Annotated in this window: 19 protein-coding genes and 3 tRNA genes; 20 read left to right on the forward strand and 2 right to left on the reverse strand. The window is 25.4% G+C overall.

Going from position 1 to position 26482, the window contains the following annotated elements; genetic code table 11:
• Positions 1-17: 17 nt before the first annotated feature.
• From H0H68_RS00135 to H0H68_RS00160, 6 genes are all read left to right on the forward strand, one after another.
• Positions 18-3968, forward strand: coding sequence for a translocation/assembly module TamB domain-containing protein (locus H0H68_RS00135; protein WP_185853360.1), 3951 nt, complete (start codon positions 18-20; stop codon positions 3966-3968).
• A 130-nt stretch (positions 3969-4098) separates the two neighbouring features.
• Complete coding sequence (locus H0H68_RS00140; RefSeq protein WP_185853361.1) at positions 4099-4617, forward strand: Lrp/AsnC family transcriptional regulator; 519 nt, start codon at positions 4099-4101, stop codon at positions 4615-4617.
• Between the two features lie 118 nt (positions 4618-4735).
• Positions 4736-6754 carry an HD family phosphohydrolase gene (locus H0H68_RS00145; RefSeq protein WP_185853362.1) on the forward strand — a complete coding sequence of 673 codons (2019 nt, stop codon included), beginning with the start codon at positions 4736-4738 and terminating at the stop codon, positions 6752-6754.
• A gap of 44 nt (positions 6755-6798) precedes the next feature.
• A tRNA-Ser gene (locus H0H68_RS00150) sits at positions 6799-6883 on the forward strand.
• 6 nt (positions 6884-6889) lie between these two features.
• Positions 6890-6964, forward strand: a tRNA-Pro gene (locus H0H68_RS00155).
• A gap of 10 nt (positions 6965-6974) precedes the next feature.
• A tRNA-Arg gene (locus H0H68_RS00160) sits at positions 6975-7048 on the forward strand.
• Here H0H68_RS00160 and clpP read toward each other — a convergent pair.
• Entirely contained in the window at positions 7046-7729 is a 684-nt protein-coding gene (clpP, locus tag H0H68_RS00165) for an ATP-dependent Clp endopeptidase proteolytic subunit ClpP (protein ID WP_185853605.1), read from the reverse strand. The two genes, H0H68_RS00160 and clpP, sit on opposite strands and share 3 nt — an antisense overlap.
• Positions 7730-7865: 136 nt before the next feature.
• Between clpP and H0H68_RS00170 the strand changes: the two genes are divergently transcribed.
• From H0H68_RS00170 to H0H68_RS03175, 14 genes are all read left to right on the forward strand, one after another.
• Positions 7866-9326, forward strand: coding sequence for a lipopolysaccharide biosynthesis protein (locus H0H68_RS00170; RefSeq protein WP_394366741.1), 1461 nt, complete (start codon positions 7866-7868; stop codon positions 9324-9326).
• Positions 9327-9406: 80 nt separating this feature from the next.
• Positions 9407-9721, forward strand: coding sequence for a dCTP deaminase/dUTPase family protein (locus H0H68_RS00175; protein ID WP_238783956.1), 315 nt, complete (start codon positions 9407-9409; stop codon positions 9719-9721).
• An 18-nt stretch (positions 9722-9739) separates the two neighbouring features.
• Positions 9740-10759, forward strand: a complete 1020-nt coding sequence (locus H0H68_RS00180) for a sugar phosphate nucleotidyltransferase (protein ID WP_185853365.1) — start codon at positions 9740-9742, stop codon at positions 10757-10759.
• 52 nt (positions 10760-10811) lie between these two features.
• On the forward strand, positions 10812-11003 hold the full coding sequence (locus H0H68_RS00185) for a Sec-independent protein translocase subunit TatA/TatB (protein WP_185853366.1): 192 nt from the start codon (positions 10812-10814) through the stop codon (positions 11001-11003).
• Positions 11004-11107: 104 nt separating this feature from the next.
• Entirely contained in the window at positions 11108-12178 is a 1071-nt protein-coding gene (locus H0H68_RS00190) for a lytic transglycosylase domain-containing protein (protein WP_185853367.1), read from the forward strand.
• Between the two features lie 54 nt (positions 12179-12232).
• The gene (gene recA / locus H0H68_RS00195; protein WP_185853368.1) at positions 12233-13228 is read left to right on the forward strand and encodes a recombinase RecA; all 996 of its coding nucleotides are present in this window, start codon (positions 12233-12235) and stop codon (positions 13226-13228) included.
• A gap of 8 nt (positions 13229-13236) precedes the next feature.
• Positions 13237-14010: an MBL fold metallo-hydrolase gene (locus H0H68_RS00200; protein WP_185853369.1), complete on the forward strand. Its 774-nt coding sequence runs from the start codon at positions 13237-13239 to the stop codon at positions 14008-14010.
• A gap of 102 nt (positions 14011-14112) precedes the next feature.
• Positions 14113-17280: a cytochrome c biogenesis protein CcsA gene (gene ccsA / locus H0H68_RS00205; protein WP_185853370.1), complete on the forward strand. Its 3168-nt coding sequence runs from the start codon at positions 14113-14115 to the stop codon at positions 17278-17280.
• A 3-nt stretch (positions 17281-17283) separates the two neighbouring features.
• The gene (locus tag H0H68_RS00210; protein WP_185853371.1) at positions 17284-18087 is read left to right on the forward strand and encodes a lysophospholipid acyltransferase family protein; all 804 of its coding nucleotides are present in this window, start codon (positions 17284-17286) and stop codon (positions 18085-18087) included.
• A 20-nt stretch (positions 18088-18107) separates the two neighbouring features.
• Positions 18108-20804 (forward strand): alanine--tRNA ligase, encoded by a 2697-nt coding sequence (gene alaS, locus H0H68_RS00215; protein WP_185853372.1) that lies wholly within the window; start codon positions 18108-18110, stop codon positions 20802-20804.
• A 10-nt stretch (positions 20805-20814) separates the two neighbouring features.
• Entirely contained in the window at positions 20815-23586 is a 2772-nt protein-coding gene (locus H0H68_RS00220) for a 2-oxoglutarate dehydrogenase E1 component (RefSeq protein ID WP_185853373.1), read from the forward strand.
• A gap of 25 nt (positions 23587-23611) precedes the next feature.
• The gene (odhB, locus tag H0H68_RS00225) at positions 23612-24805 is read left to right on the forward strand and encodes a 2-oxoglutarate dehydrogenase complex dihydrolipoyllysine-residue succinyltransferase (RefSeq protein ID WP_185853374.1); all 1194 of its coding nucleotides are present in this window, start codon (positions 23612-23614) and stop codon (positions 24803-24805) included.
• 16 nt (positions 24806-24821) lie between these two features.
• Positions 24822-25091: a hypothetical protein gene (locus tag H0H68_RS03170; RefSeq protein WP_238783958.1), complete on the forward strand. Its 270-nt coding sequence runs from the start codon at positions 24822-24824 to the stop codon at positions 25089-25091.
• 317 nt (positions 25092-25408) lie between these two features.
• Entirely contained in the window at positions 25409-25930 is a 522-nt protein-coding gene (locus H0H68_RS03175; RefSeq protein WP_238783959.1) for a hypothetical protein, read from the forward strand.
• Here H0H68_RS03175 and H0H68_RS00235 read toward each other — a convergent pair.
• On the reverse strand, positions 25927-26475 hold the full coding sequence (locus tag H0H68_RS00235) for a hypothetical protein (RefSeq protein ID WP_185853375.1): 549 nt from the start codon (positions 26473-26475) through the stop codon (positions 25927-25929). The two genes, H0H68_RS03175 and H0H68_RS00235, sit on opposite strands and share 4 nt — an antisense overlap.
• Between the last annotated feature and the right edge of the window lie 7 nt (positions 26476-26482).

A 26482-nucleotide genomic window follows, 5' to 3' on the forward strand; every position in this document is an offset into this window, starting at 1 on the left:
AAACAATATCTTTGAAAATGAACAATGTTTTTTTGCATAAATTTTTTACCAGAAAAAAAATAATTCTTCTTTTGTTTTTTTTCTTATTGGGATTATTGATTGTAAATATTTATGATCAAAAGAAAGTCCAAAAAAAAGTATCAACCTTTTTTTTGAAAAAAATAAGAAAACAATTAGGTAATAAAATTTCTATAAAACATATTTCATTTAATTTTTTCAAAAAAGAACTTATTTTTTATGATGTAAAAATTAGAGATCATCATCATTTTTCTTTTATTCATTTATCTCAATGTAAAATATCCATTAATAATTTATTTTTCCTGATTTTCATAAACTCTAGACATTTAAATATAAAAAGTATAATCGTTGAAAATTCTTCTTTTTTTATAAGAAAATATTTCAAAGAAAAAGAAAATAATATCCTTTTTTTTATCAAAAATGTCTTGATGAATCAAGAATCAAATAAAATGAACAGAATTACTTGTTCTAAGCTAAGGATAAACAAATCTCATTTGATCTATATAGATTCCAAAAAAAAATTCAATCATTTTTTTTCTAGTTATATAAAAAATATTCAAATCAAAAATAGAAAAATAAAAGCTTCTATTTTTTCTTTTCAATCTCAAGAATTTATAAATAAAACAAATTTTTGCATCAAAAATTTGTTTTGTAATTTAACATATGATTATCCTGCCAAATTAGAAATTCATGATTTTTTTATAAAAACATCCAATAGTTTTCTAAGAGGATCCATTTCTATTTTCAATGGCGATAAATATGAAAAAAATGAAAATTTTTTTTACAGAAAAAACATACGATGTGAAATTTTTAAAGGATCAAAATTAGGACCCGATTTAGGGATATTTTTTTCCAAAAAATGGTCTTCTAATCTTAGATTATTTGTTCAAGGAAATATCAACGGAAAATTTAATGGTCGGAATAAAAAATTTTTTCTATCTAATATTTTTATAAAGGATTTACAAGAAAATAGGTTGTTTGCAAAGGCAATTTATATTCATTTAAATCGAGAATGGAAAGAAATTAAATTTTTTAAAGCTTTTATTCGATTTTATCCTCATAAAATAAGTCGTATAATTCCATACAACTTCCATTCAAAATTCAATTTTCTAAAAAAAGTTAATTTGAATTTTAAACAATGGATATACAAAGGAAATTTAATTTTTATAGAAAAAATTGGAGAAAAAAAAAGAAGTTTAAAAGTAGAAGGAACTATTCAAAATCATTTTTTGATAGCTAAAGTATCAACTTTTATTAATTTTTTGAATCATAATCATGATGTTAAACATGTAAGTAAAATTTCAATTGAAAAAAAATATCTTCTTTTTTTGTTCAAAGTTTTATTCAAAGACAAGAAAAAAAGTTTTTTTTTAATTCCATCAAGAATTTCACTTTTTATAAGTAGATATTCATTATCTGATTTGTGTATTTTTATGAATTTCAAAGGAAATTTATCAAAATTTTTTGTAACTCTGTTTTTCTCTCATTCAGGATATCAAATTAGTTTAAAAGGAAAAATTCATTCACACTTTCAGAAAATCTATCTAAGAATAGATGACGATCAAAATCAAGTTCACAAAGGAATCAAAGTAATGTTAATCAATGATCAAAAATTTAAAAAAATTAGTATCAATGTATATGATATGATCATTGGTCAGATTTATGGACATTTTAAATGGGAACATTTATTAACTATTCTACAAAAAGAAATTTTTGATTTAAAAAATTCCTATAAAAAAGAAATAGAATACGTGAATTTTAACTTTCTGATAAAGAAATCCTTTTTTTGTTTGATGAAACAGAAAAAAGACAGAAATCCTTTTTCTGATATTCGAATTTCCGGAAAAAAAGAGGAGAACTCATTTAAAACAATTTTTTTTACAGAATCAGTCCAATGGAATGAAATTTTTTTTGATAAATTATTTATAACTTTTTTCAGAAAAGGGATACAAATTGATACAGAGAAAATTACTTACAAAAATTTTTTATCAAAGAAAATAAATGTGTCTATTTTGAGTCGGGAAAATTTTTGGATGATTAATTCTAAATTTTTATTAAAATTAAAAAAACAAGAGTACAAAGAACAAATCTTGAATTTTCTTTGTCAAAAGAAAAAAAATTTCCTCATTTTTTTTCCTTTACTTTCTAAATTAAATATCAATGGATATGATTGGAAGATTGATAATAATTTGGGAATAATAAAAATAGACCTCATTAAAAGAAGATATACCATAAATAATATTATTTTATCTTCAGAAAAACAAGAGATTATTGTAGACGCGGATTTTATTGAAAAAAAAGAAAAAACATTTCAATTTTATTTAAAAAATGTGCAGTTAAAAAAAATCATATTTAAAAAAAATCTAGATGGTTTTGTAAACGGTTTTTTTTCATATAAAAGTAACCATAATCAAATTGAACCTAATATACATGTAAAAATCACAGATTTTTCAATTGAAAAAACAATTTTAGGAAACTTTTATGTTAATTCCTTTCATAAGGATAAAAATTATAAAATTAATGGAGTTCTTAAAAAAAATTATCATGACATCTTAAAAATAGATGGAAATATTAACAACGAATCAAAAAATCAATCAAAACTCGATTTCAATATCAATGTTAAAAATTTAAAAATGGATAATTTTTCCTTTTTTTGGAAAAAAATGAATAGTGAAGCAAGAGGTTTTTTGACAGGAAAAATAAAAATATTTGGAAATATAGACAATCCTCATTATTTTGGAAAATTAGAACTTAAAAAGTTTGGGCTCAAAATAAATTCTATAAATACAGATTATGAAATCACAAGTCGAGCTTATGTCAATATTGTTTCTGATTCCTGCATATCATTATCTTATTCTTCTTTTAAGGATACTAAATATAATACTCAAGGGTATATAAACGGGTGTTTTTTGCACAAAAATTTTCTTAAATGGAATTTTGAATTATCCATAAACACAAAAAATTTGCTTGTTTTAGATACAAATGAAGAACGAAATCGTTTTTTATTTGGAAAAATATTGACTCATGGAAAAATTCAAATAACGAAAAAAGAAAATAAAGTTCACGTTTCTATGAACAATGGAAAAATTTTAAATTCTTCTCATTTATACATTAATCCAAAATTTCAAAATAAAAAAAAGCCAAACAGAAATTACAAAGAAAATAATGATTTTTTATTAATAGATATTAAAACAAATGTGAAAAAAAACACAAAAGTATCAATATTTTTAGACAAAAATTTAGAAAATTTTATTGAGTTAAAAGGAGAAGGTTATCTTTTTTTAAGAAAAACATATAAAAAAAATGTTGAAACCAGTGGAAAATATTTTGTAATAGATGGATTCTATCATTTTTCTAACCAAGAAAAAATACCAATTCTAAAATTGGAAAAAGAATTTAAAATAAAACCAGGAGGATTTATTACTTGGAAAAAGAATTTTGATCAATCTAATATCAATTTAATTGCTTATGAGACCAAGTCTGTCTCAAAAATTACTGAGTACATAAATTTTACAGAATCTGAAAAACTTCATAAAGGAATGATATTTACAGAATTAAGAATTAATATTTATGGTAAAATACAAAAGCCTAATATTAATATGGAAATTTTATTTCCTAAAAGTGATGAAGAAACTCAACAAAAATTATTTAGTAAATTAAACTCTTTTGAGGAAAAGACAATACAATTTTTATCCATTCTAATATTAGGTAAATTTTTTCTAAAAAATGAGACCATAAAAAATTTTTTATACTTTTCTGTTTTCGAAATTTTTTTGAAAAAACTAAAGAAAATATTATTAGATTCAGATATCAATCAATCTTTACATTTTGATTTTTTTCAAAAAAAAGAAACGTCCAATTATTTTCTTTCTTTAAATAACAAAAATCTCTCAAATGAGAAGAATCATTGTCTCCTTCCCTTCTTTTGTTTAAAAATTAATTATAGTTAGTTTATTGACAAAAAAAAAAATCAAAATCTATATCGACAGATTACTTATTGAAAAACAAGAACCTATTTCTTCAAAAGAAAGTTTTGTATCTTGGTATTTTTAATACCTTTATTCAAAAAAAAATAAAACAATGATTCTTAGATATAATACAGATGAAATAGACAATACTATTGTCAGAAAATTAAATATAAACGCTAGAACTCCATATACTGAGATCAGTAAACAGATTAGCAAAGAAATCAAACCACTGTCCGTTGGAACTGTTCATGTTAGAGTAAAAAAATTAGAAGATGCAGGTATTATAAAGGGAAGTACTTTGATTATTGGATATGAATCTTTGGGTTTTCATTTAATAGCTTTTGTAGGAATTTTATCAGATTCCCGCGAATCTAAATTAGTAAAAGAAGAATTAAGAAAAATTCCTAATGTAGTCCAATTATATATTACTTCAGGAAAATATAATCTTTTTTGCAGAATTATTGCTAGAGATCCTTCAGATGCTAGAGATGTTATTTCTAAAATTGGAGAGATAAAAGGAGTTCTTAGAACGGAATCTACTATTTGTTTGGAAGAAAGCATTAATGATGAAAATAGATTATTATCCAATATTTTACAAAAACATCAATCATCTTATAAAAAAAAAACATAATGATATTATCATATTGATAATTATTATAATTATTTAATACTTCTTCTTGAAATCAGAATTTCATCCTTCCGAAAAAATTGCATCCCGAAAAAATTGCATCGTTTCAATTTTTTAGGCAATGGCTAACTTCTTAAAGTTTTATACATATAAAAATATTGTAGATAAGATTTTAGTTCCAATTATAGCAGTCTTATCATTGACGTTTTTTTTCCCAAAAAAAGAAATTTTTCAATATGAATTTTCAAAGGGAAAAAATTGGACTTACAGAGATTTGTTTTCTCCGTTTGGCTTTATTGTTCAAAAAAATAGTCAAGATCTAGATTTAGAAATAAAAAAATTGAAAAAAGATCAGAAAATATTTTTTATTCAAAACGAAAAGATAGTTAAGAATATAAAAAAAAAGCTAAAAAAAATTAAATATCTAAAAAAAAACAAGTATTATTCCAGAATTGTTTATAAAACAGTAAATACTGTATATAAATATGGATATATAGATTTTTTTCCTGAAAAAAATAAAATTTCTATAATTTTTCTTCAAAAAAACAAAAAATGGATTCCCTTTTTATACAAAAAAATTTGTACTCACAAAAAGGTAAATAATATTATTAAGAAAAATTTTTTGAAAAATAATAGTCATCGTGCAAAAATTTTAAAAAGAATTTTAAAAAAAATTATCGTTCCAAACTTTTTTTATAACCAAAGTTATACTGAATTTTTTTCTCATGAAAAAATTAAATCTATCAGTAAAATAAAATATTCTTTTGCAAAAGGAGATAAAATCATCAGAAATAATGAAATGATAGATGAAAATAAATTTCAAGTCTTATCTTCTTTCAAAAAAGAATATGAGAATAAAGTATGGAATAAAAAAAAAGATTATTGTCTTATTATAGGATATTTTTTCATAATTAGTATAATATTCACTCTATTTATATTATATCTTTTTTATTTTCAAAATAAAATATTTCACAATAATAGAGAAATGAATTTTTTAATTATTAATATATTACTCATATCATTGATTACTATTATAATTTTAAAATATCATTCAAAAATATTATATATAATTCCTTTTTGTATACTTCCTATAAGCATTCGCGCTTTTTTCAATTTTCACTTAAGCATCATTATTCACTTAACAACTATTTTATTATTGTCTTTAATTACACCAAATAGTTTTGAATTTTTTTTTATTCAAGTCACTACAGGATTTTTAGTCATGTTAACAAACAAAAATATTTATAAAATGGCTAACCTTTTTATTGCTGTGGGAAAAATAACTATTACTTATATAATTATTTTTAGTTCACTCACTTTGATTCGTGAAGGTTCTTTAGAAAAAATTTCTTGGCATACTTTTTCATTATTCTTTTTTAGTGGAATTTTAACTTTATTTGTTCATCCATTAATATTTCTTTTTGAAAAATTATTAAATCTTACTTCTGATATTTCATTATTAGAATTATCGGATACTAACACTCCTATATTAAGATTATTATCTCAAAAAGCTCCAGGAACTTTACAACATGTTTTAACAGTAGCAAACCTTGCAGAAGAAGCAGCTGTTTCTATTGGGGCTCATTCATTATTAGTAAGGATAGGAGCTATTTATCATGATATAGGAAAAATCAAAAATTCATCATTTTTTACTGAAAATCAGTATAATATAATAAATCCACATGAAAAATTAAGTCCAAAAGAAAGTGCAAAAATTATTTTAGAACATGTTCCAATTGGAATTGAGATAGCAAAAAAATATTATTTACCTGATTCTGTTACTGATTTTATACGCACTCATCATGGAAATAGTATTATTCATTATTTTTACGAAAAACAAAAAGAAAAATGTCCAAAAGTGGATAAAAAACAATTCCAATATTCTGGTCCTAAGCCTTTTTCCAAAGAAACGGCTATTGTTATGATAGCTGACTCTGTAGAAGCAGCTTCGAAAAGTATTAAAAATCCATCTTCTAAAGATTTGGAAGACTTGGTAGAAAATGTTATTAATAAACAAAAAAAAGAAAACCAGTTTTCTAATGCGGACATTACTTTAAAAGAAATAGAAAAAGTCAAAAAAGTTCTTAAAAAGAAATTAAGAAATATTTATCATACTAGAATAGAATATCCTAAAGCTTAATTATTTGTTTATTTAATAGATCTACTTTAGATTTGTATTCTTTCGGAGAGTTGCCGGAGTGGTTAACGGAACAGTTTGCTAAACTGTCGGTATTAAAATACCGCGTGGGTTCGAATCCCACATTCTCCGCAACAACGGGGTATAGCGTAGTTTGGTTATCGCGCCTGGTTTGGGACCAGGAGATCGTAGGTTCAAATCCTGCTACCCCGATATGCAATTAGATCACGTAGCTCAAATGGATAGAGCAACTGCCTTCTAAGCAGTAGGTTACAGGTTCGAGTCCTGTTGTGATCATTTTTTTCCTTTTTTTCCTTCTAGAACTTCATCTATCATTCCGTATTCTTTAGCTTCTTTAGAAGTCATCCAATAATCTCTATCTGAGTCATTTTCTATTTTTTCAATAGAAACTCCAGAATGTTTCGATATAATTTCGTAAAGTTCCTTTTTCAACTTTAAAATTTCACGAACTGTGATTTCAATATCTGAAGCTTGTCCTTGTGTTCCCCCTATAGGTTGATGGATCATTATTCTTGAATGTTTTAATGCAGATCTTTTATTTTTGACTCCTGCACAAAGTAAAACAGCGGCCATAGATGCCGCCATTCCAGTACAAATGGTAGCTACATCTGGTTCTATTATTTGCATGGTGTCATATATGCCTAATCCTGCATAAACATCTCCTCCTGGAGAATTAACATAGATTTGAATGTCTTTCACAGAATCTGAAGACTGTAAAAACAGTAATTGAGCTTGCACTATATTAGCTACTTGGTCTTCTATAGGAGTTCCTAAAAAAATAACTCGATCCATCATTAAACGAGAAAAAACATCCATTTGAGCCACATTGAGTTTTCTTTCTTCAACAATATAAGGAGTCATTGATTGAATAATATATTCATCTATCGTTAAACTATTGATTTTTTTATGCTTAGTTGCATACAGCATAAATTCTTTTGAATTTTTTTTATAATCCATTTTATTATGTTGAAAAATTTGATCAAAGTTACTCATAATTCATCTCTATTTCTATGCAATATTTTGTAAAAAAAATTTATACATACATAAAAAAATACAGAAATTAGGAACTTTTAATTTAAAAAAAGCATTGAATTTGTACAAAAAATTAGCGAAACAAACAATTATCTATTCTATCGGATCAATTTTACCAAAAATTATTAATTATGCTTTTTTAAAATTTTTTACTATTTCTTTAAAAAGAGAAGAATTTTCTCTTTATACAGATATGTATGCTTTATCTTTTCTGGTTATAGGATTTCTTTCTTTCGGATTAGAAAATACTTATTTTAGATTTTTATATAAAAAAAATTATAACCAAGAAACTATTTTTTCAACAGGTGTTATAATACAATTATTCATTACCTCTTTTTTTTTAATTATTTCTGTGAACTCGATCAAATATTTAATTTCTATCGCTGGATATCAGGATCATCCAGAATATTTTTTTATGTTCTTCTTAATCATATTTTTTGACACGATTTGTATTCTTCCTATGGCTTGGCTTCGTGCAAATGAAAAACCATTCAAACACACTGTTATAAATATAATAAATATACTCATCCAATCATTTTTAATAATATATATGTTTTTTAGTCCTAACAATCTTTACATCAAAGGAACTTTTTTATTTTTTATTTTTGAATGGATAAATTCTTTCACAGACAGAACTGGTTATATATTTTTTGCAAACATGATATCGTCCTTAAGCAATTTATTTTTAGTGCTTCCTATTCTTTTAAAAAAAGTAATTCTAAAAAAATTTAACAAAATTATTGCCAAAGAAATGTTAAATTATGGAATTCCTATTATGTTAGGAACTATAGCTTTTTCTATTAATGAAAATCTTGATAAAATCTTGATCAAAAGATGGGGGTCCGATGAAATTAACGGATCTTATTCTGCTTGTTATAAAATAGCAGCTTTTATGAGTTTGTATATCAGAGTTTTTAGATTGGGAATTGAACCTTTTTTTTTTAAAAAATACGGGGATTCTGATGCAAAATATTATTATGAAGAAATTAATTATATGTTTATTCTTTTCGGATTAATTTTTTATGTATTAATATGTGGAAATATCCCCATGTTTATAGAATTTTTTATTGATCAAAAATATCACTTTGCAATGTCCATTATTCCTATAATAATGATGGGAAATTTATTTTTAGGAATTTATACAAATTTATCCATATTTTATAAAGTGATAGATAAACCTATTATAGGAACTTATATTTCCTTAATAGGGGTATTAATCACTTTTTTATTTAATATTATTTTTATTTTAATTCCTAATAGTAGTTTTATGATCCCTGCTTGGGGAACTTTAGCATCGTATGGATGCATGTTAATCATTTTATATATTTGGGGGAAGGAAAAATTTTTTAAATTTTTTAGAAAAATAAGAAATATCATAATTCATTTTTTATTTGCAATTTTTTTAGTTTTTATGATCAATAACAAGAAAGAAATAATGTTTAGCTTTTTTTTTCAATTCCTGTATTTGATAATTGTTTTCTTTATTGAAAAAAAAAGATTGATTAATTTAATCAAATATTAAAAGTAGATTATAGTGTGATAAAGAATGGATACCAATTAACTTTAATTGCCAATATAGAGAAATCTATTTCCATTAATTTTATGGAAAGAAAATTGATATCAACAGGCATTTTTATTCAATTTTCCAAAAAAATTAAGTATCATTTTTTTTTGAAAAAAAAATTAATTGAAGCTGTTTGCGTCATTCATATCACAAAAAATAAAGAAAATACGGTTTTATGTCAAGAAATTAAAATGATCATAACAAACGTTTTGTTTGAAACTATGACAATTCAATCCAATGAAAAACTAGCTATACTAAACATATTTCAAGGGCCCCAAATAAAATGGGATAAATGTTCTATTTTAAATACAAGTATGAGAGGATGCAATAGTTTTGGAAGTACTGGTATATAACATAACAAATGATGTGATATGAAAATTATAATTCCTATGGCTGGAAAAGGATTGCGTTTGTATCCGCACACTTTAAACACACCCAAACCATTAATCCATATAGCAGGAAAAACAATTTTGAGAAGATTGGTGGAAAGTTTATCCGAAGTCATAAAAATTTTTTCTGTCCAAGAAATTGTTTTCATAATAGGAAATAACGGAGAAAACATTGAAAAAAAATTAATCAAATTAGCTAATGATATAGGAGTTCATCCTATTATTTATTATCAAATTACTCCGCTTGGAACGGCAGATGCTTTGTTAAAAGCTAAAGATTCATTGAATGGAGGACCGATAATCATTGTTTTTTCCGATACTTTATTTTATAACACTTCTTTGGAAAAGGAAATTACTAACAAAGTAGACAACATTATATGGACAAAAAAAGTTAAAAATCCTCATTTATTTGGAGTGGTCAAATGTGATTCTTCGGGAGTTATTACTCATTTTATAGAAAAACCAAATAATTATGTATCTAATCTAGCAATCATCGGTCTTTATTATTTTAGAAATAGTCTTTGTTTAAGAAAAGAACTTCAATCTTTAGATAATAACAAAATTAAAAATGAAGAAGAATATCAATTAACATCTGTTTTAGAAAACATGAGAAAAAAAGGAGAAAAATTTATTAGCAAACAAGTTCAAGAATGGATGGATTTTGGAAATAAAAAAAGAACTATTTCTTCTAATTCAAAAATATTGTCTATAGAACACAATCATTCGCAATTGATTCATGAAAAAGCAATCATAAGAGATAGTTTAATTCTAAAACCTTGTTCGATCGGAGAAAATACAAGCATTGAGAATAGCATCATAGGTCCTTATGTTTCAATAGGTAAAAATACAAAAATAAAAAATAGTAATATAAAAAGATCTTTGATTCAGGACTATACAAAAATCCAATATGCAAATTGGCATAATTCTATGATAGGAAATCACATCTTTTATATCGGAAAAGCAAAAGAAATTAGTTTAGGCGATTATTCTGTTTATAATTGATCAGATCCAAATTCATAATTTTTTTTTTATATTTGATAAAAAATCCCGTCGAATGGATTTCATTTCTATTTTTTTAATACTACTTGGAACTTTTGGTACCACAGAAATTGTGGTGATTGTCATTCTTGCACTTTTACTTTTCGGTGGTAAAAAAATACCGGAATTAATGAAAGGATTAGGGACAGGATTGAAAGAATTCAAAAAGGCTTCTGAAGGAAAAGATTCAGAATCTGAAAAAGAATAAAAAAATTTCTTTCATTTTGCGTTTGTTCGTTAGTACTTTTTTTCTACAATTTGAGATAATGGCAACGATTGTTCGTTAGTACTTTTTTTCTACAATTTGAGATAATGGCAACGATAAAGATAAGAAATATTATGTTTTTTATGCTCATATTAAAAAGTTTGATTGTTCAATCTGCATCAAAGCCCTTTTTGGAACAAAAAAATGTAATCAACTTTCATAAAGATGTTTTCGATCAAAAATTAGATTTAAATAATATTTATATAGAGAAATTATGGAAAAAAATGCTTGGAGGGAAGAAAAAATCTTTATCTGGTAAAAAATTATCTCATAAAAAAAATATTGTTCTTACTAATACTAATATAGATTCTGAAGAACTTCAATTAAGATTAAATTTTTTAAATCAAAGATCTCAAACTAAAATACTTAAATACAACAGCATAGTGCATGCTTCCGTAGAAAGTTATCTTCGTATGGGAAAATATATAGGAAGAATTATTTCATTGTCAGAATTTTATTTTCCTATGTTTGAAGAAAAACTTGAAAACTACCGTCTTCCAAAAGAATTAAAATATTTAGCTATTATAGAATCAAATTTAAATCCTGTTGTAACCTCCAAGGCAGGAGCTCAAGGAATTTGGCAATTCATGCCTGAAACTGGTAAAATATATGATCTCAACATTAATAATATTTATGATGAAAGAAATGATCCTGTCAAATCAACAGAAGCAGCTTGCCGTTATTTAAAATTTTTATATAAAAAAATAGGAAATTGGGAATTAGTCTTAGCTGCTTATAATGCTGGTCCAGGCACTGTAGATAAAATATTGCAACATCATCAAAACAGAAAAGATTTCTGGGGGTTATGGGAATTTTTTCCAAAAGAAACTCAAAATTATGTTCCAAAATTTATTGCCATTAATTATGTCATGAATTACTATAAAGAACATAATATTTACACATATCGCTCCTCTCCCTACAAATATAAATATAAAGAAACAGCCCTAATCCCTATCAAAGAAAAAATTTCTTTGAAATTTTTTGCCTATAGTTTAAATATGCCTTATCAAGATTTAATTCTTCTAAATCCACAATATCTTGTGGATCTTATTCCTCCTGGAAATAAGTTTTTTTTGAGATTACCAAAAAACAAAGTTTTCTTTTTAAAAAAAAAATAGTGAAGCATATATTATATATGTGATAACTAAAGTTTCCTTAACATTTTCAAAATTATGAACGAAAAAATTGAACAAAAAAGAAAATCCTTAGAACTTGTTCTAGAAAAAATGGATAAAATATATGGGAAAGGAACTGTTATGCGAATGGGAGATTCTCATATAGAAAATTTAGAAATTATTTCTTCTGGATCTTTAAGCTTAGATATAGCTTTGGGAATAAAAGGATTTCCAAAAGGTCGCATTATTGAAATATTTGGACCAGAATCTTCAGGAAAAACTACTTTAGCTTTACATGCAATAACTCAATCTCAAAAAAAAGGAGGTTTCGCTGGTTTTATTGATGCGGAACATGCTTTTGACTGTATTTATGCTCAAAAAATAGGAGTTAACATCAAAGAGTTAATAATATCTCAACCAGATAATGGGGAACAAGCGCTTGAAATAGTAGATAATTTAATTAGATCTGGTGTTATTGATATGATCGTGGTTGATTCTGTGGCAGCTTTAACTCCTAAAAGTGAAATAGAAGGAGAAATGGGTGATTCTAAAATAGGATTACAAGCTAGATTAATGTCTCAAGCTTTGAGAAAGCTAACTTCTAGTATAGGTAAATCAAAAAGCATACTCATATTTATTAATCAATTAAGAGAAAAGATCGGGGTGTATGGAAATCCGGAAGTGACAACAGGCGGAAATGCTTTGAAATTTTATTCATCAATTCGATTAGACATTCGAAAAGGAAATCAAATCAAGAATGGAGAAAAAATATTAGGAAATAGGACAAAGGTAAAAGTAGTGAAAAATAAACTTTCTCCTCCTTTTAAAATTGCTGAATTTGATATTATGTACGGGGAAGGAATTTCAAAAATAGGGGAAATCCTGGATTTAGGAGTTGATTTAGGAATTATTAAAAAAAATGCATCTTGGTTTAGTTATGGAGATATGAAATTAGGTCAAGGAAGAGATTCTGTAAAAGAATTTTTAAAAGAAAAGAAAAACATTATAAATGAAATACAAAAAAATATAATAAATCAATATATTCAAAAATAGAAAGTGATATGAAAATTACTTTTTTAGGAACTGGAACTTCTCTAGGTGTTCCTATTATTGGATCTAAACATCCAGTGTGTTTATCTAAAAATCCAAAAGATAAAAGACTTAGAAGTTCGGTTTTAATTGAGAAAGATAAAAAATGTTTTTTAATCGATTGTGGTCCAGATTTTCGTTATCAAATGTTGCGAAACAATCATGAAAAATTGGATGCTATTTTTCTGACACATGAACATCATGATCATATAGGAGGATTTGATGATATAAGACCGTTTTATTTTAATATGAATAAAACCATACCTGTTTATGGATTACGTAGAGTTTTAGAGAATTTAAAAAAAAGATTTTTTTATTTTTTTTCAAAAAATCATAAATCGAATACATCAAAAATATCCATACATGAGTTAGATAGTTATAAAGATTTCTTTTTTGTAGAATATTTTAAAATTTTTCCTTTATCCATATGGCATGGAGATCTTCCTATTTTAGGTTTTCGTATAGAAAATTTTGCGTACATTACAGACGCAAGCAGCATTCCTCTTCAAACAATTCAACAGTTAAAAGGATTAGAGATTTTAGTTTTAAATGTTTTAAGAAAAGCACCTAAACATTCTTCTCAGTTTACGCTTTCCAAATCTCTGAATGCAATTCAAAAAATTCGTCCTAAAAAAACTTATCTTACTCACATTAGTCATATGCTTGGTTTTCACGAAGAAATCGATACACAATTACCAAAAAATGTTTACCTAGCTTATGATGGATTAATCATATATGAAACATAAAATATTTTTGCATATTAAGATTTGGATCTCATTTAAATACAATTTATTTACTATTGATTTATTTCGAATAACTCGTTTTTATATTTATTAAATACAATTAATATGCAAACGTTAAAAAAAATTTTTTTTTCAACAAAAATAACTTCTTTTTTATTTTTATTGTTGGCTATATCTATGGCTATAGCTACTGTTCTGGAACAGAAATATTCTACTGATTTTGCCAAAATATTTGTTTATGAATCTACTTGGTTTGAAATTATAATGTTATTAATTACAATCAATTTGATAGGAAATATATGGAAATATAAATTATGGAATTATGAAAAATTCCCTCTTTTTATTTTTCATTTATCATTTGTATTTCTCTTTATTGGAGGAATTTTTTCTAGGTATTATAGTTTTGAAGGAATCATGTCTATAAGAGAAGGAGAAATTAATAGAAAAATCATTTCTAGAAAAAATTACATAAAATTAAGAATTAGTCAAGAAAACTATACCAGATTCTATCATGATCCTTATATTCTTTCTTCTTATCATAAGAAATATAAAAGAAAATTTTTTTTTAAGGATAATCCTTTAAAAATAAAAATTATAGATTACATTCCATGTGCTAAAGTTATTTTTTCTAAAAAAGAACCAGAAGAAAAAATTATAAAGATTATTTCAAACAATCAAAAAGGAAGAACGGAAAATTTTCTTAAAGATGGAAATATAACGAAAATCAATGGGGTAATATTTTCTTTAAATAAGAAAATACCTTTAGGGATACAAATTGTTGAAAAAAATAATAATCTGTTTTTAAATTCTTCTTTTTCAGGAGAATATATAAACATGATTAATAAAAAAAACCATTCTTTACTCAAAAATACTTTTGATATTTTAAAAATAAAACATTTATATCGAATAAAAACAGATCATGGAATGATGCAGTGGGTTATTCCCGAAGGAATTATGAAAGGAAAATTAGAGTATATCAAATCATGTGAAAAAGAAGAAAATAATAATTTATTAAGTGCTATTACGGCAGAAATATCTTTTCTAAATCAATCCAAATTAGTGACCTTTTTAGGAGGAAAAAATACAACAAAAATGAGTGATCCTTTATTATTTAAGGATTATCAAATATCCATTGGATATGGATCTATATTTTGGAATCTTCCTTTTTTATTGCGATTAAATAATTTTAAAATAGAAAATTATCCAGGGTCTGGATTCCCTTCATCTTTTATGAGTCATATCACGCTCATAGACAAAAAAAAGAAAAAAAATTATTTGATTTACATGAACAATGTTCTCAATTATAAGGGATATAGGTTTTTTCAATCTGGATATGATCCAGATGGAAAAGGAACTCATTTTTCTGTTAATAATGATTATTTAGGAACCTATTTTTCCTATGTAGGTTATTTTTTGATGAGTATAGGGATGTTTTTTACTTTATTTTGGAAAGGAACTAGATTTAATTATTTGAAAAATAAATTGAGAAATTTATATTCTAAAAATCATTCAATGTTATTTTTCACATTATTTCTATTGTTAGGAAATAATTATGTTTCTTTTACTCAAACACATAATCAAGTACATGAATTTAAAAAAATTCCTTTAGAAAATGTTTCTGAAGCTATCCATATTCCTAAAAAACATAGTGAAAATTTTGGACGTTTATTAGTACAAGATCATAAAGGAAGAATAAAACCTGTCAATACTATAGCTATTGAACTTCTTAGAAAAATACATAAAAGAAATTTTATAGAAAATATAGATGCTAATCAATGGTTTATCTCCATACTTCAAGATAATATATTTTGGACAAAAATACCTTTTATTAAAGTAGATAAAAAAGGAGGATATAAATTTTTAAATAAAGTAAAAGCAAATCCAGAATATTATGTTTCTCTGATAGATCTTTATATTTTAGATCCAAAAACATCAAAATTAAAGTTTGTCCTTCAAGAAGACTATGAAAAAGCTTTTTCTAAAAATCCTATGCAAAGAGACGAATATGATAAAGCGGTACTCAGTCTTAGTGAACGTGTAGGAATTATTCATGAGATTTTTCAAGGAAAATATATTCGAATTTTTCCTATCCCAAATGATAGGAATCATACTTGGTCTAGTTGGATGATATCAGATTCAAACAGATTAAATCCTTCAGGTTTTTCTATGTTTAATAATTACCTAAAATCTTTATTTGATGCTCAAAATGAAAAAAATTGGCGAATTGCAGATAATGAAATCAAAAAAATACGACTCTATCAAATAAAACATGCTAAATCTATTTTGCCTTCGGAAAACAAAATATCCATAGAAATTATTTATAATAAACTCAATATATTTTATGTTTTATCTTTCTTATATGCTTTTTTGGGAATAATTATTATTCTTAATTCTTTTTTGATAATTTTTTTTCAAAAAAAATACATGTATTTTTTTTCTAAAGTATTTTTTTTCATTTTATCTGTTCTATTTGTTTCAAATTTTTTAGGTTTAATTTTTAGATGGTATATTTCTGAACATGCTCCATGGACTAATGGATATGAATCTGCCATTTTTATTAGTTTTTGTTTAGTTGGAATAGGTTTTTTATTTTATAAAAATCAATTGGTTTCAGGAATGACAACCTTAATAGCATCTATTTTATTAATGATTGCACATGGAAATACAATGGATCCAGAAATAACAAATTTGGTCCCAGTTTTAAAATCTCATTGGTTGATTATACATGTAGCAACAATAACAACCAGTTATGGTTTTTTTTTAACAGGATCCTTTTTAGGATTTTTTGTGTTACTCTTATATATATTAAAAGCATATTTTCATTATTATAGTAAAATAATTCAAATTCATATTGAAAAATTAACTATTATTAATGAAATGTGTCTTACCATAGGACTTTTTTTATTAACAATAGGAACTTTTTTAGGTTCAGTCTGGGCAAATAACAGTTGGGGACGTTATTGGAGTTGGGATCCAAAAGAAACTTGGGCTCTGATTAGTATTATGATTTATGCTTTTGTATTGCATATTCGTTTGATTCCATGTATGAGAAGTATATTTGCTTTTAATTTTTACAGCATATTGTCAATAAGTTCTATTATTATGACTTATTTTGGAGTCAATTATTACTTGTCTGGATTACATTCTTATGCTAAGGGAGATCCTGTTTCTGTTCCTTTTTGGATATATTATAGTTTATTAATTTTGTTCATTGTCACAGGTTTCGCTTATTATTCTGCAAAATATCATAACATTACAAAAATAGATAAATAAACAGTGAATTTTCATTCATCTTTTTTTAAGAAAGCAAAAAAGAAACATTTTAAAAAAAAAGAAAGCACTCTATTTAGAGATGCATTTGGAAATTTACATTTTATAAAACGTTTTTTAATTTTCACTTTTGGTTGCATTTCTTATAATCGTTATAATGGATTTAATCAATTACAATTGAAAGGAACGGAATATCTTAAAGATCTACCTGACAAAAGAGTTTTATTTGTTTCAAATCATCAAACTTATTTTGCAGATGTTTTTGCTATGTTTCATGTATTTTGTAGTGTAAAAAATGGATTTATAAATAGCATTAAGAATCCTATTTATCTTTTGAATCCAAAAGTGAATCTCTACTATGTGGCGGCTAAAGAAACCATGGATCAAGGTTTTTTAACAAAATTATTTACTTATTCTGGAGGAATTACTGTGAAAAGAACATGGAAAGAAGGAGATAAAAAAGTAAATCGTTCTGTGAATATATCTGAGATAACTCGTATGGGAATAGCTCTTAATGATGGATGGTTAATTACTTTTCCACAAGGGACAACTCAGGCTTTTGCACCTGGACGAAGAGGGATTGTTCATGTGATCAGAAAATATAATCCTATTGTTGTTCCTATTGTAATTGATGGATTTCAAAAAGCTTATGATAAAAAAGGAATTCGAATTAAGAAAAAGGGAGTATTACAGAAAATGAAATTTAAAGAACCTATTCAATTAGATTTAAAAAAAGACTCCACTGAGAATATTATGGAAAAAATAATGGATGCTATAGAACAGTCGCCTAAATATTATAAGAAAAACTAAAAAAACAATAATGATGTATTATGAAATACAAATTGATAAGAGATACTTTTCTTGATTTTTTTCAAAAAAAAAAACATAAAATTATTTCTTCTTTTCCTATTCATTCAAAAAATGACCCTACTCTTTTTTTTATCAATGCGGGGATGAATCCTTTTAAAGATTATTTTTTAGGACATGTCAAACCTGATTATTCAAGAATAGTCAATATTCAAAAATGTCTTAGAGTAACTGGTAAGCACAATGATTTGAAAAATGTGGGATATGATAATTATCATCACACCATGTTTGAAATGTTAGGAAATTGGTCTTTTGGAGATTATTCCAGAAAAGAAACAATAGAATGGGCTTGGGAGTTATTAGTTGAAGTCTATAATATACCAAAAAAAAACATTTACATATCTGTTTTTATTGGAGACGAAAAAGAAGGATTATCCATAGATCATGAAACTTTAAAGTATTGGCAAACTTTAATAAACAAAGATCATATTATTTTTTTTGGAAAAAAAGAAAATTTTTGGGAAATGGGATTGACAGGGCCTTGTGGCCCTTGTTCAGAAATTCATATAGATTTACGCAATGAAAAAGAAAAACAAACCCTGCCTGGAAAATATCTCATTAACAAGAAACATCCAAAGGTGATAGAAATTTGGAATCTTGTTTTTATAGAGTTCTTACGTAAATCAGATGGAACATTAGAAAAACTTCCGATAAAACATGTTGACACGGGGATGGGTTTGGAGAGATTATGTATGGTATTGCAAGGAAAATTTTCTAGCTATGAAACTGATATTTTCTTTCCAATTATTCAGAATATAAAAGAATCTTTGGGAAAAATTTATAAAGAAGATTTTAACCAAAAAGTATCCATACATATAATAGCAGATCATTTGAGGGCCATTGTTTTCTCTATTTCAGATGGTCAATTGCCATCAAACAATGGAGCTGGTTATGTTATAAGACGAATTTTAAGAAGAGCCGTCATTTATGTTACCCGTTTTTTATATAAAAAGGAGCCTTTTATTTATCAATTTGTAGACTCTTTAGTGAAAGAAATGAAAAGTTCTTTTCCAGAATTGAAAGAGAAAATGAAATACATAAAAAATGTGATTTATGAAGAAGAATTATCTTTTTTAAAAGTTATTGACAAAGGAAGTCATAAAATTCAATATATCATAGAACAAACTAAAGAAAAAAATGAAAAAATTATTGATGGAAAAACCATTTTTCAATTATATGATACTTATGGTTTCCCTATACAGTTATCTAAAATTTTAGTTGAAAAAAATAATTTATCAATTGATGAAAATTTATTTTATAAAAAATTGTTAGAACAAAAAAATAGATCCAGAAAAGAAAATAATACAATAGAAAAAACAGATTGGATAAAAGTACATCATCATCAATTTATTCACGAAAATGTAAATTTTGTAGGATATGATATGATAGAATGTGATATTTCAATTTTGAAATACAGAAAAATAGAAAACCAATTAGAGAAAACTCATCATTATGAGTTAGTCTTTTCAAAAACTCCTTTTTATCCTGAAGGAGGAGGCCAGTTGGGAGATACTGGATTAATAAAAAGTAAAACGGATGAAATTTTTATTTTCAATACTAAAAAAGAAAATTCCATTATCATACATTCTTCTAAAAAATTGCCTTCAGATGTTTATTCTTCTTTTAGAGCTATAGTTGATAAAAATAGAAGATCAGAAATTGAAAAAAATCATACTTCTACTCATTTATTACATTTTTCTTTAAAACAAGTTTTAGGAAATCATATTCAACAAAAAGGTTCTTATGTAGGAGATGATTATTTACGATTTGATTTTTCTCATTATCAAAAAATAACTATTGAAGAATTGCATAAAATAGAAAATCTAGTCCAAGAATTAATTTTTTTTGATCTTCTTCTAAAAGAAGAAAGATTTACTTCCTTGCAAGAAGCTAAAAAAAACACTTCTTTTTATAAGAGTGAAATATTCGAAAATAAATACAAACAAAAAGTGCGAGTAATCACTTTTGGAAAGTCGTCTGAATTATGTATTGGGACCCATGTGAAACATACTGGATTAATTCAAATTTTTAAAATTATATCAGAATCTTCTGTATCATATGGAATACGAAGAATTAAGGCAATCACTTCAAAAAAAGCAATACAATACTTGAAATCAATTCATGATCAATATCAATCTTTAAAAAAGATGATGAAATATCCGGAATCTCCTTTGAGGAATTTTATCATTTTACAAAATGAAAATAAAGAATTAAAGAAAGAAATATCAGAAATACGTTTGCATAAAATTAAAGCACTCAAAAAAGAATATTCTTCAAAAGCTATTCAACTATCTTCAATTAACTATATATGTGATATTGATCCATTTCAAGAAAAAGATATGAATCTTATCAAGAAAATCGTTTTGGATTTAAGACATGAAATATCTAATTTATTCATGATTGTGGGATTTCTAAAAGAAAAAAAACCAGTTATTTTTATATCTATTTCAGATTCTGTCATTCAAAGCAAAAATATTCATGCTCATAAAATAATATGTAAAATGGCATCTTCTATACATGGACAATATTGGGGAAAGTCTTTTTTCGCTACAGCTATAGGAACTGAAAAAAGCGGATTGAGCTTGATTTTAAAAGATACAATAGCTATAAAAAATCAAATAAACTTTGATAGATATTTAAAATGTTTAAATTTGAAGTAAAAAATAGTATATGAGTGATAGATTTTCTTTTCTAAATACCATTCATTTTAAAGATTTAGAATTTCTATATAACAAGTATAAAAAAGATCCTAATTCAATAGAAAAAAGTTGGAGTGCTTTTTTTCATGGATTTGATTTTGGAGAAGAAAACTATAAAACCGTTCGTCAATCAATCAATCAAGAAAATCAGAAAAAATTTTTCAATTTTAAGAATGATAACGGGATTGGGATTATCCACAAGGAATTTTTAGTATTGAATTTGATTCATGCTTATAAAAAAAGAGGTCATTTTTTTACTCACACGAATCCTATACGAGAAAGAAGAAAATATTTTCCTTCTTTGGATTTAAAAAATTTCGGATTATCTGAAAAAGAACTTGACGTTTTTTTTGAAGCTGGAAAATTAATAGGTATTGGAAAGACTTCATTGAGAAATATAATCAATTATCTAAAAAATATTTATTGTGGTTCTATAGGAATAGAATACATGTATATTTCTGATTCCAAAAAAATTCAATGGATTGAAAAATGGTTTCAAAAAGAAAAACTGCAATTTTCTGCAGAAGAGAAAAAGTTTTTTTTGAGAAAATTAAATGAAGCAGTTGCATTTGAAAATTTTATTCACACCAAATTTGTAGGTCAAAAAAGGTTTTCTATAGAAGGAAATGAATCAGCATTACCTGCATTAGAAGAGATCATTGAATATACATCAAGAAAATATTTAACAGAAGATTTTATAATTGGAATGTCACATAGGGGACGTTTAAATCTTCTTTCTAATTTTTTTCAAAAAAATTATTCTCAAATATTTAGTGAATTTCAAGGGAAAGAGTACAAAGAAAAAACCTTTTCTGGTGATGTAAAATATCACCTAGGATTTTCTAAAGTTAGAAAAAATCGTCAAGGACGATGCATTAAAATGAATTTGGTTCCAAATCCTTCACATTTAGAATCTGTAGATGCCATTGTAGAAGGAATTGCACGTGCAAAAATAGATATTATTTATAATCAAAATAGTAATTCCGAAAAAATTATTCCTATTTTAATTCATGGAGATGCAGCATTGTCAGGTCAGGGAATTGTATATGAAGTGATACAATTATCTAAATTAAAAGGATATAAAACTGGAGGAACAATTCATATTGTACTTAATAATCAAATAGGTTTTACCACAAATTATACTGAAGGACGTTCTAGTATTTATTGCACTGATGTAGCAAAAGTCGTACTTTCTCCAGTATTGCATGTTAATGCAGATGATGTTGAATCTGTTATACGAGCAATTCATTTTGCTGTAGATTTTAGAATGGAATATCATGAAGATGTTTTTATAGATCTACTTGGATATAGAAAATATGGACATAATGAGGGGGATGAACCTCGATTCACTCAACCTTCTTTATACAAAGCTATTTCAAAACATACAAATTCTTATAATCTGTATAAACAAAAATTAGAAAAAGAAGGAATCATTAATAATGATGATATAATCAATATGGAAAAAGAATATGAACAGATTCTGAATGGAGGATATAATGATGCAAGAAACATTAAATGGAATGTGTTGAATTCTTTTCTAGAAGAAGAATGGAAAAGTTTTCCTATAGTATCTAGTGATGAAGATATTTTTAAAAGAGTAGATACACAAATTCCAACGAAAAAAATTATAGATATATCCAATAAAATTTTTTCTCTTCCCAAAAAGAAAAAATTCTTTAAAAAAACGGAATCCATTTTTCAACAAAGATTAGAAATGATTGGAAAAAAATTAGTGGATTGGAGTATGGCAGAATTACTGGCTTATGGAACACTTTTGGATGAAGGAGTTCATATTCGTTTATCAGGTGAAGATGTGGCAAGAGGAACATTCTCTCAGCGTCATTCTATTATAAAAACAGAAGAAGAAGAAGAAATTATTCTTCTAAATCAGATACGTATGGGACAAGGAAAAATGCAGGTATATAATTCTCCTCTTTCAGAATATGGGGTATTGGGTTTTGATTATGGATATGCTATGTATTCTCCTCATGTTTTAACTTTATGGGAAGCTCAATTTGGAGATTTTGGAAATGGAGGACAAATCATCATAGATCAATATATTTCCTCTGGAGAAAATAAATGGAAAATTAGCAATGGAATTGTATTATTACTTCCCCATGGATATGAAGGACAAGGACCGGAACATTCCTCTGCACGTGTAGAACGTTATTTGCAACTTTGTGCCAATAACAATTTGTTTGTGGTGAATTGCACAACTCCAGCTAATTTCTATCATCTTTTAAGAAGACAAATGAAGTTAAAATATCGCAAACCTCTTATAGTTTTTACTCCTAAAAGTTTACTTAGAAATGCAAAATGCCTGTCTACAATAGAAGATCTTTCTAAAGGAAAATTTCAAGAAATTTTGGATGATACTTCAGTGATAGATATTAATCAAATTACTAGATTAATTTTTTGTTCTGGAAAAATATATTATGAATTACTTAATAAAAAAGAAGCCCTGAAAGATGAAAAAACAGCATTGATTCGTATAGAACAAATCTATCCATTGAAAATGGAAAAAATTAAAGAATTACTTGCTAAATACAAAAATAAAAGAGAAGTTATTTGGGTACAGGAAGAACCAGAAAATATGGGATTGTGGAGTTTTATTTTAAGAAAATTAGAAAATATAATTTCATTTAATTTAATTGCTCCATCTGAGAGTTCTAGTCCATCTACAGGATCTTATCTAGATTTTTTGAAAATTCAAAATAAAATATTAAAAAAAGCTTTTTTTTGATTTTGTAATATTTAAAATTTTAATTATGATAACAAAGGTCAAAGTCCCTTCGCCAGGAGAATCAATAACGGAAGTAGAGATTTCAACATGGTTTGTTAAAGATGGTGATTATGTTTCTAAAGGTCAAACAATAGCAGAAATAGATTCAGATAAGGCTACTTTAGAAATTTCTGCAGAAGAGAATGGGGTGATAAACTTAATGGTAAAAAAAGGAGAAAAAATACAAGTTGGAGATGTTTTATGCCTTATCGATACTTCTAAAGAATGCAAAAAAGAATTTCATCAAAATAAAAATGATGAAAAAGAGTTTCATTCCGTAAATGCGAAAATTCTTTCTCCAGCTTCAAAAAAAATTTTAAAAGAAAAGAATATTCCTATAGAATCTGTTCAAGGGACAGGTAAAGATGGAAGAATTACAAAAGCAGATTGTGTTTTTATTGAAAATCAAACTTTTTCATCGTCTGTAGAGAGATCTATTACAATATATAGATCAAAAACAAGAACACTTCTTTCTTCTCTAAGAAGAAAGCTTGCTGAAAGATTAGTATCTATAAAAAATGAAACGGCTTCACTAACTACATTCAATGAAGTTGATATGCAAGAAGTTTTTCTTATAAGAAAAAAATATAAAGAAATTTTTCAAGAAAGACATGGAGTACATTTAGGTTTCATGTCTTTTTTTACTCTTTCTTGTGTTAGAGCATTGAAAATGTATCCAGATGTTAATGCTATGATTAGTGGAGAAGAAAAAATAAATTTTGAATATTGTGACATTAGTATCGCTATATCTGGCCCTAAAGGGTTAATGGTTCCTGTCATACGAAATGCGGAACATTTATCATTTCGTGGAATAGAACAGGAAATCAATAAATTATCAACACGCATTCAAAATGGAACAATATCCATAGATGAAATGACAGGAGGAACTTTTACCATTACTAATGGCGGAGTTTTTGGATCCATGTTATCTACTCCAATTATAAATCCACCACAAAGTGCCATATTGGGAATGCATAAAATTATGGAAAGACCTGTAGCGATTAATGGATCTGTTGAAATACGTCCTATTATGTATTTAGCTTTATCTTACGATCATAGAATAATCGATGGACGGGAATCTGTTGGATTTTTAAAAGCTGTCAAAGAATCTATAGAAAATCCAATAAAATTTTTAATGAGAGGAAGTGAAAAAAACATTCATAAAATATTAGAATTATAAAAAAAAATCAAATGGTATGAAAAATATTTTTCTTGTTTTTTTTTCTCTTGTTATTTTGTTTTTTTCAGAAGGAATCAATAATCCGGTTATCACAAAAAAAAAAGAAGATCAAACATATAACTCTACAGCTTCCATTCATATAATTTTTATGTTGCCTTTGTTTTTTAATTTCGTCAAAGAAGAAAAAATAAATCAAGAAAGTAAAAGATTGAGTGTTAATGCTTTATATTTTTATCTTGGAGCTAAAAGTGCTATTGATTTTCTTTTATTTAAAAAAAAAAAATAACTTTTCAAGTTTTTGATACAAAAAATGAAAAAAAGAGGATAACAAATTTTATCCATTCATATAATTTATCCAATACTCATGCTATTATAGGTCCTTTTTTTCGTTCTTCTTTAGAAGAAATTGCTAAAAATAACAAAAATACGCCTATTATTTCTCCACTGACTGCTTCTGATTCTTTAAATGTTTATCCAAATGTTATTCAAGCCGAAACGAAAGATGTTTATCTTGTAGAGCCTATTTTAGAAGAAATAAAATTTATTTATCAAAAAAATAAAATAAAAACTTTGTATTTGCTAGGTGAGAATCCATCTAAAAAAATGATAAGTTTTATAAGAAAAAAGCTATTGCAATGGAATATTCATTTTCAAATTTATTATTTTAGAAATAATTTTGTTCATATCAGTCAACATCTTCCTTTTTTTGCTATTTTCTTAGGAGGAAATTCTTTCCTAGGAAAAGAGTTTATTGATTTTATTAATAAAAATGAAAAAATAATCCCTTTTGGAGTAGGTTATCATAATATTTATTATAAAAATATTTCCTTATTCAGAAAATATAAATTTCTATTCACAACAAAATATCATTTAAATAAAAACGATGAAAATAAAAGGGAAATGTTTTCTTTTATGAAAAGTAAATTTGTAAATCACTTAAATAAATACCAATTATTGGGATTTGATTTAACTTATGACATATTAGAAAAACTTTTTGAAAACAAAAATTTATTTAAAACAATAGACCAAAAATCTTTTTCAGGATTAGTCAGAAAATATAAATATCATAAAATATCTGATAAAGGAGGATATATAAATAAGGGTTTGTGGGTTATACGTTTTTAATTTCTAATGTAAGGATTTTGTCTGTTTCCAATATTCATTTTTTTCATTTGCATTTTTATAATTTGAATTTGATCATGTAACAATCCAGAAATATCCGTTTTTTTTGCTTCCAAGAGTAAAAGATCAGCTCTCTTTTTATCTCCTTTTGATAAAGAGGCTATTGCAAGGTTTAATTTTGCAATGGCTATGTTTTGTTTAAATTTAAGTCCAAAATCTAAAGCCTTCTGCATATAATTTTCTGATTGAAGTATATTCTTTTCTGAATACAAAATTCCATTTAAGAAATAATAATAAGCTATTTGATTTTTAGTAAGTTGTAATTCAGGGTTTTTGACATATTCTAAATACTTTTTTAATCCCTTCATATCTTTTTTACGTATTTTTAAAAAAGCCAATAATAAAAATTCATTTCTAAAAATAAAAAAAATAGGAATCAAACTTAATAAAATTAGAATACTTCCATAAAAATAATTCTCCTTAAAAAGGAGAAAAATAGATCCCAAAAAAATTAATAAAAATAATATTACTTTCGAATATTTACTCATGATTTAA

Source organism: Blattabacterium cuenoti, assembly GCF_014251555.1.
GTDB lineage: Bacteria > Bacteroidota > Bacteroidia > Flavobacteriales > Blattabacteriaceae > Blattabacterium > Blattabacterium cuenoti_P.